The organism is Ruminococcus sp., assembly GCF_024684275.1.
Genome location: NZ_JAIKXF010000053.1, coordinates 18,443 through 31,972, shown reverse-complemented (window position 1 = coordinate 31,972; position 13,530 = coordinate 18,443). Strand labels below are relative to the sequence as shown.

The window sequence follows — 13,530 nt, the reverse complement described above, 5'->3', positions numbered from 1 at the left end:
TTTATATTTCTCTTCACAGGATCAATGCGGAGTATCCCGTGTTGATCTCAGCATTCCGCTGCGAGTTACTTTGAGTAGTCTCTTGCGCCGAAAAGACCTGTTCCGATACGCACCAGTGTTGAGCCATACCTTATGGCTTCTGCGTAATCGTGAGTCATTCCCATTGAGAGCGTATCCATACCCTTTCGCTCTGAGGAGACCTTATCATAGAGCTCCTTCATTCGTCCGAGGAATATATCGCTGTCTGAGGGCGGCGGGATTGTCATAAGTCCTCTTATACGTATGCCTTCGAGCTCCGAGAGCCCGTCCATAAGCTCGTCCAGTCCGTCAGGAGCGACTCCGCTCTTGGAATCCTCTCCGCCGATATTGACCTCACAGAGGATATCCATTACCCTGCCGTTCTTAACGGCGAGGCGGCTTATCTCCTGTCCCAGCTTCAGGCTGTCAACGGATTGTATCATGCTTACGGAATTTATGATATATTTCACCTTGTTGGTCTGTAAATGTCCAATAAACTGCACCTCGGCAGACTTGTCATAAAAGTCAGCCTTTGAAAGGTACTCCTGCACCCTGTTTTCACCGAGAAGTCCGATACCCAGCTCAACGGCATGATTTACCGCCTCGGGAGCAACGGTCTTTGTGACCGCCATTATACGGACATCATCGTCGGAGCTTCGGTACTTATCCTTTGCTTCGGCGCATCTCTCTCTTATTATGCGCAGGTTCTCGTCGATATAAGCGAGATCATTATTTTTCGTCATCCTTATCGACTCCCTCTAACATAATATCATCGTAAAGCTGAAGATACTCGCTTTCGTGATGTACCTTTGAAAGGACATAATCGCTTCCCTCAAATCTTACATCTATCTTTTTAAAGAGCACCTGCTCACCCTTACGGATATAAACGCCCTTGCTTGTCATTACCTTTTCCTGCTCATTGCCGCTGTCGTCGGTATAGGTCTCCTTGACGTCGGCGAATCGGATAGCCTCACGGGGAACTTTAAGTCCCTCGCACTTCTCCTTGCCGTCTATAAGTGAGATGAGCTCGACTATCTCGGCTCTGTGCTGGACAAGCTCATAGTTGAACTTGCTGCACGAAATGATGATAAGGCTCCTGTCGGGCTTTTCATCGCGGATATCGTAAATAACAGCAGGGTAAGTCTCGGCGGAGGAATCAAATTTCAGCTTGACCTCCTTGCCGATCTCATACTCCTTTTTGGAGTTGTCAGCAACCACGGCGAGATACCAGCCATAGCCGTCGATAAGCTTTCCGACGACATTTGGTGCTGTTGATTTTTTATCAGTGATCTCATCTATCTTGGCACAGGTGAGCTTGTCCAGCGTCTTGCTGCTGAGCTCCTCCTCATAGCCGTCGATATAGCTGGCGAAATAAGCTGATCTCTGAGATTTTATGGTCTCGCTGGAGGGCAGCGAATCTGCGTCAAGCTTTGCGATCTCTGACTTTATATCGGATATCTTCTGGTCAAAGCCCTGTACCTCTTCCGTCATTATCTGGTATGTACTGAGCTGTACGAGAAGATCGTCCTTCACTGTTTCAAGGCTGCGGTAATCCCCCATATCCCTGTAGTAGATAAAGCTCCTGTAGCTCTCGTTGATATTTTCCGAGATGCTGGCAGGCTGGGCAGATTCCATAGTACCCGGATTCTGTATCTTTTCAAGGATATTCAGTTCCTTTTGCAGCGCAGCTTTCCGGCGCTTTATGCTGAGCTGTTCGTCGGAGGGATAGGCTTCCGCGATAACACTGCCGCTGCCTACCTTGCCGCCGTCGGACACATTATAGCTGAGTACGCCGTTTCCGCTGTAGAGGATTATCTCTTCATCTCTGATGAATACGCCCTTGTACTCCTTTGAGGACACCGAAGACGCCATGAGAGCCGAGACCGTATTGCTCTCTCTGTTGCGGAAGTTATAAACTATGCTGACAAAGATTATCAGAAGCAGCACAAGCACGACGTTTCTCAGCGCCTTGACCATGAAGCTGCCTTCCGACCTGGTAAATCTCATTCAGATCACCCTTAGTCGTTCTTTTCTGAAGCGTCGAGGATAGAAACTGCTCTTGCGGGGATAATAGTGGAAATAGCGTGCTTGTAGACCAGCTGCTGCTTACCGTCACAGTCGAAGATAGCAACATAGCTGTCAAAGCCTCTTACCATTCCCTTGAACTGGAAGCCATTGGTCAGGATAATAGTTACCATTATCTTGTCTTTTCTGCACTGATTAAGAAATACATCCTGCAAATTGATTGTTTTGTTCATACACATTCTCCTATCTGGCATATTTGTTTGTCTGCGTATTTTGATGTGTAAAATATTTTGTCAAATACAGTACACATAAATACACACAGTTCATTATATCACATTTAAAAATAATTTGCTATAGTTTTTTTGCATTTTTCTAATATTTCTTCATTTTTATTAAATCTGTCCAAAAAAAGCCATTCTATACGCCCGTTTTTCCGGAACCACGTCAGTTGACGCTTGGCATAATGCCGCGTTTCCTGCTTGATCGTGCCGATACAGTCAGAAAGCTCTGCTTTTCCCTCGAAATACGGGATAAGCTCCTTGTAGCCGATAGCGTTTGCAGCGGTCTTCATGCCGCTTTCCTCCCACAGCTTACGTGCCTCATCGACAAGCCCTGCCTTCACCATTTCGTCAACGCGCAGGTCAATGCGGTCGTAGAGAGTCTGTCTGTTTTCGTAATTAAGCCCTATTATCAGGGAGCTATAGGGACTTTCCACTAATTTGCTCTCACGTTTCAGTTCGCTGAATCTCCGTCCCGTAACGTGACCGACCTCCAGTGCGCGAACAACTCTCACCAGATTATTGGGGTGTATGCCCTCTGCGGCTTCGGGGTCAAGCTCCGCAAGCCGTGCATGGAGCGCCTCGTTTCCGTGTTCCTTTGCGAAGGCATAAAGCTCCTGACGGTAAGCCTCGTCGCTGCCGCCCTCGGAGAACTTCACATTTTCAAGGAGAGAATCCACATAAAGTCCCGTACCGCCCACTATTATGGGGAGTTTTCCGCGGGAGAGCACTTCCTGTATCTTCTCGTTTGCAAGCTGTACATAGTCTGCGGCACTGAAGCTCACGTCCCTGTCGAGGATACCCATGAGATGATGTGGTGTCCCCTGCTTTTCTGCTTCTGTGGGCTTTGCAGAGGCTATGTCCATGCCCTTGTATATCTGCATGGAATCGGCGGAGATGACCTCTCCGCCGTAAATCTTCGCAAGCTCAACGCCCAGCCATGTCTTGCCCGATGCCGTAGGTCCGACCACCGCCAGCACGAAGGGCTTTTTATTCTTTTCGTTCATTATCAATTTCTCCGGACTTTATTCTCTTTATCATTTTTGCTGTCTGCGCCTTTTTCTTACCTTCACTATTATAATAGCAGCTGTTATTATGAAAAGCAGCACAGCAGCTGTTAAAGGCACCAGCACTATCATGAAATAGGGCGGTCCATTATTCACATTGCAGGTCAGACTGCTGCCGTTTGCCGCTATAGTGTACGCAGGCATACCCCAAAATGATTTTTTGACCTTGACCTCGTTGGTGATACCAATGACATTTCCGTCCTTATCACAGTATGCGAGCTTTATGTGACGGAAGTGGCTGAATATCTCATCGCTTGGGATACTCAGCTTAAGGAGCATACGCTTTTGGTCAAACTCAGGCGTAATGTCACATTCCTGCAATTGCGCGAAATTATGCCTGAAAAGCATACTTGTATAGCCGTCCTTGCTGTATTTTGCGATCTCGCTGTCACGTCCTGCTTCCAAAAGCTGTCCATTGTTCTCGTTAAAGTCAGTCTCCGCCTTATTCCAGCTGCCTTTCAGCAGTATATCAGCAAATACAGTCCCATCGGGGACTTCACCGAGACTTATTCCCAGACGAGATTGGTCAACATTCCACGCAAAAGCATTTATACCGCCGAATACGCACATAAAAAACGCAAAATAAACTGCAATAAAGGCTTTAACTGCTCGTTTCATACTGTCTCCTTACGTTCTTTTGAACTGATGTGAGATATTGCTCTTGGTCATGGTGAACATAACAGGTCTGCCGTGGGGACAATGGCGTATCCTCTCGTCGAAGTAGACCTGCTCCGCAAGGGATTGAAGCTCCGCGATATCGTTCTTGTCGTTGCCCTTTATTGCCGATTTGCAGGCAACTGTGTGGAGCATATCGTCCAGCACATGAGACTGTGGGTCATGGCTGTACATACGGAGATTATTGGCAATCTCCGAGATTATGTCCTCCATGTCCAACTCCATAATGAAGGTGGGAACAGCCGTTGCCACAACACAAGGCTTCTCCGAGAAATCAAAGGCAAAGCCTAAGTCTGCAAGGAGTTCCTGATTTGCTTCAAGTGCGCTTATCTCGTCACCTGTGAGGAGCACTCTTACTCCCGTAAGGAGCTGCTGGCTGTACTGTCGGCAGTTGCGGCTTTTCAGTCTCTCGAATATGATACGCTCGTGGGCAGCGTGTTTGTCTATCATTATCATAGTGTCATCGCCGACTTCCGCAACCACATAAAGCCCGAATGCCTCACCGATAACACGTATCTTAGGCTTTTCTGTCCATACAGACTCCTTAGGAGCTTCGGGCTCCGCAGACTTCTGCACAGGCGCAGCCGTGAATGCCTGCTGTGTGATGTAGCTGAATCCCTCCACTGCCTTCGGCGGCTCGGGCTCCGAAACAGGCTCGGGAGCTTTTATTGTCTCGGGAACTGTCTCCGCTGCGGGAGCTGTTTCAATGAACTTATCAGCTATGGGAGCTGACGCCTGTACAGGCTTTTCATCGTATGCCGGACTGGGCGTTATATCCGCAGTATACGGCTGTTCCTCTGTAACAGGCTTTGGCGCTGTATATGCAGGCTTTGGCGCTTCATACACAGGTGTGGGAGCTTCTGCCAGCTTCTGCTCGGTCTCCTCTATCTTGTCAACAGGAGTGAACATGAATTCCTGCTGCTTCATCTCCTCCTGCTCGGGAGCAGCCTTAGTCCAGTCCGCATGAGGCTTCAGCTCAAATTCATAGATAAGGCCGTCCTGCATCATGGCATTCTTCACCGCAAAATAGACTGCGTCGGACACGGCTTTCTCGTTGGTGAAGCGCACCTCTGCCTTAGTGGGGTGGATATTTACGTCCATAGTGCTGGGCGGCAGGTCAATGAGAAGTACGCAGGCAGGGAATTTCCCTGTCATTATCATATTGGTGTAGGCGTTTTCCAAAGCCGCAGAGCACAGCCTTGAACGGACGTATCTGCCGTTTACGAAAAAGTTCTGGAAAGCACGGTTGTTCTTTGAGTACAGTGGCTTTATGACATAGCCGCCAACCTTCACGCCCTCGTATTCGTAGTCTACGGGGATAAGGTCACGGGCGAAATCACGTCCGTAGACCGCATATATCGCCGAAAACAGCTCCCCGTCGCCGCTGGAGTTGAATTCCGTGCGGTTGTCGCGGATAAATCTGAAAGCTATATCGGGGTGTGACATGGCTATTTTCTGGAGGATAGTGCTTACCGCATTTCCCTCGGTGACGTCCTTTTTCATGAACTTGCGCCTTGCCGGGACATTATAGAACAGGTCGCGGATTATGACGGTAGTACCGTCGGGGCAGCCGCTTTCCTCGTGGGACTTCTCAACACTTCCCTCAATGGTATAGAGAGTGCCGTAGAGTCCCTCTTTCTGCTTGGTCATGATCTCTACACGGGCTACAGCGGCAACAGAGGCAAGAGCTTCTCCGCGGAAGCCGAGAGTAAGGATATTGTCAAGGTCCTCTTTAGCGCTTATCTTGCTTGTGGCATGACGAAGAAAAGCCTTTGGTACGTCATCAAAGGACATTCCGCAGCCGTCGTCGGTTACGCGCATATATGTGGTTCCGCCGTTTTTTATCTCAACGGTGATATGAGAGGCTCCCGAATCTATGGAGTTTTCCACCAGCTCCTTGATTACCGATGAGGGACGCTCGATGACCTCGCCTGCGGCGATAAGCTCTGATATTTCCTTGCTAAGGACGTTGATAGGGGGCATTTATTTACTTCCTTTCTGATTTGAAGCGCAGTTCAGACCAGCTTTATCCGGTTTGGTGTGAGTATTACTCCGCCGTACTCGATATGCTCGGCAGTATAATCAGCTGTGTCCATGCGTCCGAACTGCTTTTCCGATACAATAGCGAATGGACAGGCACTCGGAGCAGCCCCCTCCTTTATATCCATTTCGGGAGTTATCCCCTCACCAAGCTCCAGCTCAGTCTGCATGGTGCGTGTTTTCGGCAGTATCCAGAGCTTTGAAGCTATGGCTTTCAGCTTCTCAACAGCTTCCTTTTTGTAGGTATCTCCCTCAACGTGAACCTCCTCCTGAGGTATCAGCAGGGTAAAGGTATACTCTCCGCGTATAGGCGACTCATTCATGATAAAGCCGCGGAACTCGGAAAAGCCGTCATATTCAAAGCGCATCTGCTTGTAATCGTTGGAAGCGTCCTCGTCGTAGCCCAGCTCGAAGTCCTCCTCCAGCTTTTTCTGGTTCCATTCCATAATGTCCTCTATGGACTCATTTTCATAGCTATTCAATCCGCCCTTGAATCCAAGTCCTGAGTGCTTGATATAAGCGGTAAGCTCCTTCATATTGTCAAAATCCAGCTCTGCGCGGCTGTATTCCATTATCAAAGAAAAATAAGCAGGCATGATTTGCACCTCTGTTTCAATTCATAATTCATAATGCATAATTTTATATTTGCGGACGACCATTGGTCGTCCCTACACGTTTTCTAAAGTTGAGAGTTTAGATTTGAGAGTTGACGAGACGTCGCCCCTACTTAGCTCTTAGTTCTTAGCTCTTAGCTCTAAATCGGCTAAAGGCTCGGAACGCCGAGGGCAGCGTTCTCTACTGAATAGCTTTCAGCATATCTCTGAGGAGCTCGCGGCACTCGCTGTCCGTAAGCTCGTCGATATTGGTCTTTTCCAACATTTCCAGAGCCGCTTCTCTGCCCAGACTGCCGAAGCTTATCTGCCCCGACTCCTCGCGGACTGCCGCAGGACGCTCCGCAGCATGAGCTCTCTCCATTTCTTCAAGGAGCTCCTTTGCCCTTGTGACCACCTTTGCAGGAAGTCCAGCCAGCTTTGCAACGTCAACGCCGTAGCTCTCGTCCACACCGCCGCGGACTATCTTGCGCAAAAAGCGTATGGTGCCGCCGTGCTTGTTTACGGCGATGCTGTAGTTCTTTACACCCTCCAGCTCGTCCTCAAGCCCGATAAGCTCATGGTAGTGGGTAGCGAAAAGAGTCTTGCAGCCCAGCTTCTTTGAATTGCAGATGAACTCCGCAACAGCACGGGCTATGCTTACACCGTCAAATGTAGAGGTTCCCCTGCCCACCTCGTCAAGTATAACAAGGCTGTCCTTAGTGGCGTTTTTCAGTATATCCGATACCTCGCTCATCTCCACCATAAATGTGGACTGACCTGCCGTAAGGTCATCGGAAGCTCCCACACGGGTGAATATCTTGTCCACCACGGATATTTTAGCGGAATCCGCAGGCACGAAGCTGCCTATCTGCGCCATGAGCACAATAAGTGCTGCCTGTCTCATGTATGTGGATTTACCTGACATATTAGGTCCCGTGATTATGGACATACGGTCAGCCTTTGTGTCGATGTAGAGGTCATTAGGCACAAACATCTCATCGGTAAGCATGAGCTCCACAACAGGGTGGCGTCCTGCTTTTATGTCGATAGAGCCGTCAATGACGATGTCGGGCTTGACGTACTGATTCCGCAGAGCTACGTCCGCAAAAGAGCATAGCACGTCCACAGCCGCAACAGCCGAGGCAGTTTTCTGTACCGCTTCCAGCTTTGTCGCAAGGAAGTCACGCACCTCAGAGAATATATCAGCTTCGAGGGAAAGAGCCTTGTCCTTTGCACCGAGTATAGAGTTTTCGGCGTTTTTCAGCTCCTCTGTGATGAAGCGCTCTGCGTTTGCGAGAGTCTGCTTGCGTATCCAGCCCTCGGGGATAAGGTCATAGTATGAGCGTGTTACCTCAAGATAATAGCCAAACACACGGTTGAAGCCTATTTTAAGGCTTTTGATGCCTGTTGCCTCTTTTTCGCGCTGTTCTATCTCGTCGATTATGCTCCTGCCGTTGTTCATTATGTGGCGAAGCTCATCAAGCTCCTTGTTGAAGCCCTCCTTGATAACACCGCCGTCCTTTACGGAGATAGGCGGCTCGTCCATAATGGCATTCTCAACAAGGTTTACCAGCTCGTCTAATGTAGATATTTCGTCATTATACCTCGCAAGGAGCTTTGAATCGGAAAGCTTTGCAAGCTCCTGCTTTACGAGTGGCAGCTGCATAGCTGTAGCCGAAAGGGATTTGAGGTCACGGGGATTGGCGCTCTTGTACATGACCTTTGTCATAAGGCGCTCCAGATCGTATACCCTGTCCAGCAGGTCTGTAAGGTCTGTGAGGACAACGCTCTTGCGGTAGAGTGCTTCAACTGCGTCAAGGCGCTCGATTATCCTTGCAGGGCTTTTCAGAGGCTGCTCTATCCAGTTTCTCAGCATACGGCGTCCCATTGAGGTCTTTGTAGAGTCCAGCACCCACATGAGAGAGCCTTTTTTCTCCTTACTGCGTAGAGTTTCCGTAAGCTCTAAGTTTCGCCTTGCATTGAGGTCAAGCCCCATGAACTGCTCGCCGCTCAGAAGCTCGATAGACGTAAATCTTGAAACCGATGTCTTCTGTGTATCGTTTATGTAATCGAAAAGTCCGCATACCGCCGCGCAGTCTGCTCCGTCCTCGCTTATGCCAAGCTCTGTTACGGATTTCACGCCGAATACTGCCGCAGCCATATCCCTTCGCGCAGATGGAGTGAAGCATATAGTATCGCGTAGAGTCACCGCACAGGAAAGCCTTACCTTTACGAACTCAGCAGCTGCTTTAAGTGACAGGAAGTTCTGTGGGAAGATTATCTCCGCAGGCTTGCAGCGTGAAAGCTCGTTGATGACGCCTGCCTCCAGGTCCTTGCCCTCGAAATAGCTGAGAGCCGCCTCACCTGTCGAAAGATCGGCAGAAGCAACGCCGCAGGTCTTAGTTTCCTCGTCGTAGAAGATACTGCATATATAGTTGTTGCTGCCGTCATCAAGCATACTGCTCTCTGTCAGCGTACCCGGAGTTACCACGCGGATAACATCACGTACAACTATACCCTTGGTCTCGGCAGGATCGGTGAGCTGCTCACACACAGCCACCTTGAAGCCCATGTCTATGAGCCTCTTTATGTACATATCCGCCGCATGATAGGGCACTCCGCACATGGGAGCGCGTTCCTCAAGTCCGCAGTCTCTGCCTGTAAGGGTAAGCTCAAGAGCCTTTGATACCACTACAGCATCATCGAAGAACATCTCGTAGAAGTCACCGAGGCGGAAGAACAGTATACAGTCCTTGTACTTGTCCTTGACCTCGAAGTACTGCTGCATCATGGGGGATATTTTACTTCTGTCGATTTCCATTGGTTTAGCTCCTTTACATCTTAGTTACGATAAAAAACAACAGCACGGTAAAAGCCGCAACGAACAGCACCGCTCCCACAGCCATAAGCACCTTAATGGAGCGTGACGGCTCGCCGTCGGTGTTTTTTATGGCAATATCATAGGCTTTTGCCCATTTTATCAGCTCTTCGCAGCCTGTGTCCGCCTTTTTGAGCCTGAGTACGGTCTTTCCGCCGCTATGCACCTTCACGTCCATGCCTTTGCAGCTTATCATGTCGATATCACTTGCAAAATAACCTCTGCCGTTTATCCTCAGCTCCTCGCCTGTCACATGGACAAGCCCTTTTCCGCCAAAGACCGCCAGCACCAGCAAAACGATACTGATGACACCGATAACGAACTCAGGTAAGCCACCATTATCTCCCGACAACTCACGGCGCATGAAGAATATCAATACGTCCCCTGCAAGTCCCGATAAAGCTGCCCCGAGGTATACCTTATTGACTTCCCTTGTCTGGGACGAGACCTCGATATCGAAGCTCCGCTTCGGCGGCGCAGAGTCATTCACGCCTATGATACGGTCTATCCTGTCGCGTCTTATCTCGCCTTCGGCACCTATGTATCTCAGCTCTGCCTGCTGATCCTTATCAAGCTCAATACTCATGGCTTATCTGCCTTTCAGTCCTAAATACAGCCCTATGAACACAGCTAATATCATAACGATAACTGCTGTTATCATATAGATATTCTGTGCCTTTTTCGGATCAGCGTCGGGATCGTCGTCTATCCTGATATGATTGCATCTTGCCCATTTTATAAGCTCGCCGCAGTTGTCAAGAGCTTTGCTGAATTTGACAATGTCCCTGCCCGCCGAAACTATCTTCAAGCCGTTCATAGCCGAGCCCTTAATGCAGTCTATCTCTCCGCAGTTATAGGTTCTGCCCTTTATTGTTATATTGTCACCGTCAACTTCAGCTATGACAGCCTTCTCCATACAGGCAGAATATATAAAACTGAATATCGCACAGATAAAGCACAAAGCTGCCAGTATAATGCCTGATACACTAAAAAAATCCCATCTAAAGAGCTTCATTCCAAGCATGGAAATTCCACAGACTAAAGCACTCCAACCACACCGTCTGTTTACCTTTATTGCCTCGGCACTGTTTCTGAGCTGAAAGCTGTATGGCGGCACACTTCCGTCAAAGCTGCCGATAAGATAGTTGACATATGCGATCTTATCATACAGTGCTCTGTTATTATTGTCCATATATATCAGTGACAGCCTGCGCATGAAGCACAGCTGCCTGTGCAGCCTGCCTCGGGTATCTGGCAGGTCTCAGGGTCCTCACCGTTTGCGCAGAGCTGGATTATCTGCTGGATATTGGTCACCAGCTTTTCAAGAGCCTGCTGTGCGCCTGAGAAAACTATCATCTTCGGGTTCTTCATTATCTTGTTGTAAACTGTCTTGAGTTCAGTATCCAGAGCCTTGATGTTGTCGGAATCGGGCTCCTCAGCACTCATAGCGCTGCCGAGGTTCATGCGGAGGTCCTCAAAATGTGCGATGTCCTCCTGAAGCTCCTTATCCTCATCGTTAGCCTTTTTAGCCAGCATATAAGCTGTGTATCTGTCATCGTTCTGAAGTGCCTTTCCAAGCTCTCTTGTTAATTCCATAATATCCATGTTTTTATTCTCCTTTAAATTATTGATTTATTCGTTATGCTGCAAAGATCAGCAGATATGATCGAGGTAAAGTCCGTCGAACTCCTCAGAAGTACCGTCTCCATGCTGGAAATACGACTTTATCTCACTGCTTGCATCGAATTTGTAAGCTCCCACGAATTCCATGCGTCTTATGCCCTTTTCTTCAAGAACAGCATCATACGAAGGAGTCTGCTCGTCAAGATTAAAGTCATAGTGGTCTGTTTGCTTTAATGTACCGTTTTCCCATACATTATACATTATGCTTGCCGAGCCCATATGTCCCCACAGGAGAACAAAATTCCCCGTGTTCTCGTCATAGCAGAAAGAAGTATGTCCGCCGCCGAACACTCCGAGGTCCTGAAGCTCGCAATTCTCATCATATCTGTAAATGTGTATGCGGAAATCAGCCTCACAGGTGCCGTATTTCAGGATAAGCTCGGGGATACCGTCAACATCGAGGTCACGGAGTGCATACTCGATGCTCACCAAGCCGTTATTCTCGGCAGCTGTTTCATCGAAAACTCTCTTTACCTCGCCCTGATAAACGGCAGGATACATATCCATTCGTCCCCCTGCGGAAACCATTCCGTCGGGCTCCTTTGTTGTATCGGCTTCTGTTGTTTCCTCGGCAGCTGTTGCTGAAGCAGCCTCTGCGGTCGTTGTCTCGGCAGCCGTTGTCACCTCAGCGGAAGCCGCTGTAATGCTTATGGGCTCTGTGGCTGCATTAGCGCTCTCAGACGAAGAGCTGCTCTGACCTGTTTTTCCGCAGCCTGCCAGAAGCAGTGCTGCAAGGCAGGATATTGCAATAATTCTTCTCAATTATATCGTCCCTTTCTTTATATGTCCCGAAACAGCCCAATTCATGGCATCGGTTATCTCAACGTCCACGAACTGACCTATAAGGGAGCTGTCTCCCTCAAACTCGACTATTATGAACTCGCTGCTCTTTCCTGTGAGCCAGCCGTCTTTTTTCTTCGATACGCCATCTGCAAGAACTCGCATAGTCCTGCCGATAAAGCGCTTATAGTGCTCGGTGGAGACCTCTCTCTGTACCTCAAGAAGCTCTCTCATGCGCTGTCCCTTTTCCTCATCGGAGATACTGTCGGGCATTTCTGCCGCCTTAGTACCCGAGCGCTTTGAATAGATAAATGAGTAGATATTGTCGTATCTAACCCTTTTCATCAGGTCGAGAGTTTCGCGGAATTCCTCATCGGTCTCGTCGGGAAAGCCCACGATAATATCAGTAGTCAGTGAAAAATCCGGGTCTCTGCGGCGTATCTCATCTACGATGCCGAGGTACTTTTCCACGGTATATCTGCGGTTCATGCGTTCAAGAACCGCACTGCTGCCGCTCTGTACAGGCAGGTGCAGGTGCTTTGCCGCTTTTTCGCAGTCAAATATGGCATCGATAAGCTCCTTTGAAGCGTCCTTCGGATGTGAGGACATGAAGCGTATCCAGAAATCCCCGTCTATTTTATTCAGCTCGCGGAGAAGCTGCGGAAAGCTGCATTTTCCATCAAGGTCATTGCCGTAGGAATTGACATTCTGTCCCAGCAGCATTATCTCCTTGTAGCCCTGTGATACAAGCTGTTTTACCTCGCCGACTATATCCTCGGGACGGCGGCTGCGCTCACGTCCGCGGACATAGGGCACTATACAGTAGGTGCAGAAGTTATTGCAGCCGAACATTATAGGCACTGAAGCCTTGAAGCTGCTGTCCCTCACCTGCTCCACAGTCTCGGAGAAATCGTCGTATTCGGTAATATCCGCCGAAAAACCTGCTCCCCTGAGAGCTTCGAGAAGAAGCTTCGGCAGGGCGCTTATTGCAGAGGTGCCAAGCACAAGGTCAACCTGTGGGTATGACTTCTTTATCTTTTCGGCAATATGGCTCTGAGCCGTCATACAGCCTGCAATGCCGATAATAAGGGACGGTTTGAGCTCCTTGAGCTTCTTCATGCTGCCCACAATGCCGAAAACTCTGTCCTCGGCGCTTTCACGCACGGCGCAGGTGTTGAGAATGATGAGGTCGGCTTCGTGTTCGTCCTCAGTAAAGCCGTATCCCATTTTTTTTAGCAAGCCCTTTATCTTCTCACCGTCAGACACATTCAGCTGACAGCCAAAGCTCCTTATGTAGGCTTTTCGGGGCTTATTCCCCAGCAGTGCCTTTATTTCGCTTATTTCCGCGGTATTGTCCTTCAATTGGCAAAACCTCGCCTTCTATGAAAATCCTGTAATGTATAATTATACCATATATAAAAGGAGATTTCAAGTGCCGATAATTGCGGACATCAAGTTTTACAAAAAAAGGACCTTCCGCAAGGGAAAGTCCT

13 protein-coding genes are annotated in these 13,530 nt (G+C 48.9%); all 13 read right to left on the bottom strand.

Annotation, left to right across the window (positions count from 1 at the left end):
• Positions 1-65: 65 nt before the first annotated feature.
• A complete protein-coding gene (locus K5677_RS05615) occupies positions 66-761 on the bottom strand; it encodes a YggS family pyridoxal phosphate-dependent enzyme (RefSeq protein WP_296725674.1) in 696 nt (231 codons plus the stop codon).
• The gene (locus tag K5677_RS05610) at positions 748-2,025 is read right to left on the bottom strand and encodes an HlyD family efflux transporter periplasmic adaptor subunit (RefSeq protein ID WP_296725673.1); all 1,278 of its coding nucleotides are present in this window, start codon (positions 2,023-2,025) and stop codon (positions 748-750) included. Before K5677_RS05610 ends, K5677_RS05615 begins: the two co-directional genes overlap by 14 nt.
• An 11-nt stretch (positions 2,026-2,036) precedes the next feature.
• The gene (gene hfq / locus K5677_RS05605) at positions 2,037-2,276 is read right to left on the bottom strand and encodes an RNA chaperone Hfq (RefSeq protein WP_019679069.1); all 240 of its coding nucleotides are present in this window, start codon (positions 2,274-2,276) and stop codon (positions 2,037-2,039) included.
• Positions 2,277-2,380: 104 nt separating this feature from the next.
• Positions 2,381-3,328 carry a tRNA (adenosine(37)-N6)-dimethylallyltransferase MiaA gene (miaA, locus tag K5677_RS05600; protein ID WP_296725672.1) on the bottom strand — a complete coding sequence of 316 codons (948 nt, stop codon included), beginning with the start codon at positions 3,326-3,328 and terminating at the stop codon, positions 2,381-2,383.
• A gap of 30 nt (positions 3,329-3,358) precedes the next feature.
• Positions 3,359-4,006 carry a hypothetical protein gene (locus K5677_RS05595; protein WP_296725670.1) on the bottom strand — a complete coding sequence of 216 codons (648 nt, stop codon included), beginning with the start codon at positions 4,004-4,006 and terminating at the stop codon, positions 3,359-3,361.
• 9 nt (positions 4,007-4,015) lie between these two features.
• Positions 4,016-6,046 carry a DNA mismatch repair endonuclease MutL gene (gene mutL / locus K5677_RS05590; protein ID WP_296725668.1) on the bottom strand — a complete coding sequence of 677 codons (2,031 nt, stop codon included), beginning with the start codon at positions 6,044-6,046 and terminating at the stop codon, positions 4,016-4,018.
• Positions 6,047-6,078: 32 nt separating this feature from the next.
• Positions 6,079-6,699 (bottom strand): hypothetical protein, encoded by a 621-nt coding sequence (locus tag K5677_RS05585; RefSeq protein WP_296725666.1) that lies wholly within the window; start codon positions 6,697-6,699, stop codon positions 6,079-6,081.
• 199 nt (positions 6,700-6,898) lie between these two features.
• Complete coding sequence (gene mutS, locus K5677_RS05580) at positions 6,899-9,517, bottom strand: DNA mismatch repair protein MutS (protein ID WP_296725664.1); 2,619 nt, start codon at positions 9,515-9,517, stop codon at positions 6,899-6,901.
• Positions 9,518-9,530: 13 nt separating this feature from the next.
• Entirely contained in the window at positions 9,531-10,160 is a 630-nt protein-coding gene (locus tag K5677_RS05575) for a hypothetical protein (protein WP_296725662.1), read from the bottom strand.
• Between the two features lie 3 nt (positions 10,161-10,163).
• Complete coding sequence (locus K5677_RS05570; RefSeq protein ID WP_296725659.1) at positions 10,164-10,766, bottom strand: hypothetical protein; 603 nt, start codon at positions 10,764-10,766, stop codon at positions 10,164-10,166.
• 5 nt (positions 10,767-10,771) lie between these two features.
• A complete protein-coding gene (locus K5677_RS05565) occupies positions 10,772-11,179 on the bottom strand; it encodes a YlbF family regulator (protein WP_296725658.1) in 408 nt (135 codons plus the stop codon).
• 48 nt (positions 11,180-11,227) lie between these two features.
• Complete coding sequence (locus K5677_RS05560) at positions 11,228-12,019, bottom strand: hypothetical protein (RefSeq protein ID WP_296725656.1); 792 nt, start codon at positions 12,017-12,019, stop codon at positions 11,228-11,230.
• On the bottom strand, positions 12,020-13,399 hold the full coding sequence (gene miaB, locus K5677_RS05555; RefSeq protein WP_296725655.1) for a tRNA (N6-isopentenyl adenosine(37)-C2)-methylthiotransferase MiaB: 1,380 nt from the start codon (positions 13,397-13,399) through the stop codon (positions 12,020-12,022). It abuts the gene before it with no gap.
• Positions 13,400-13,530 lie beyond the last annotated feature (131 nt).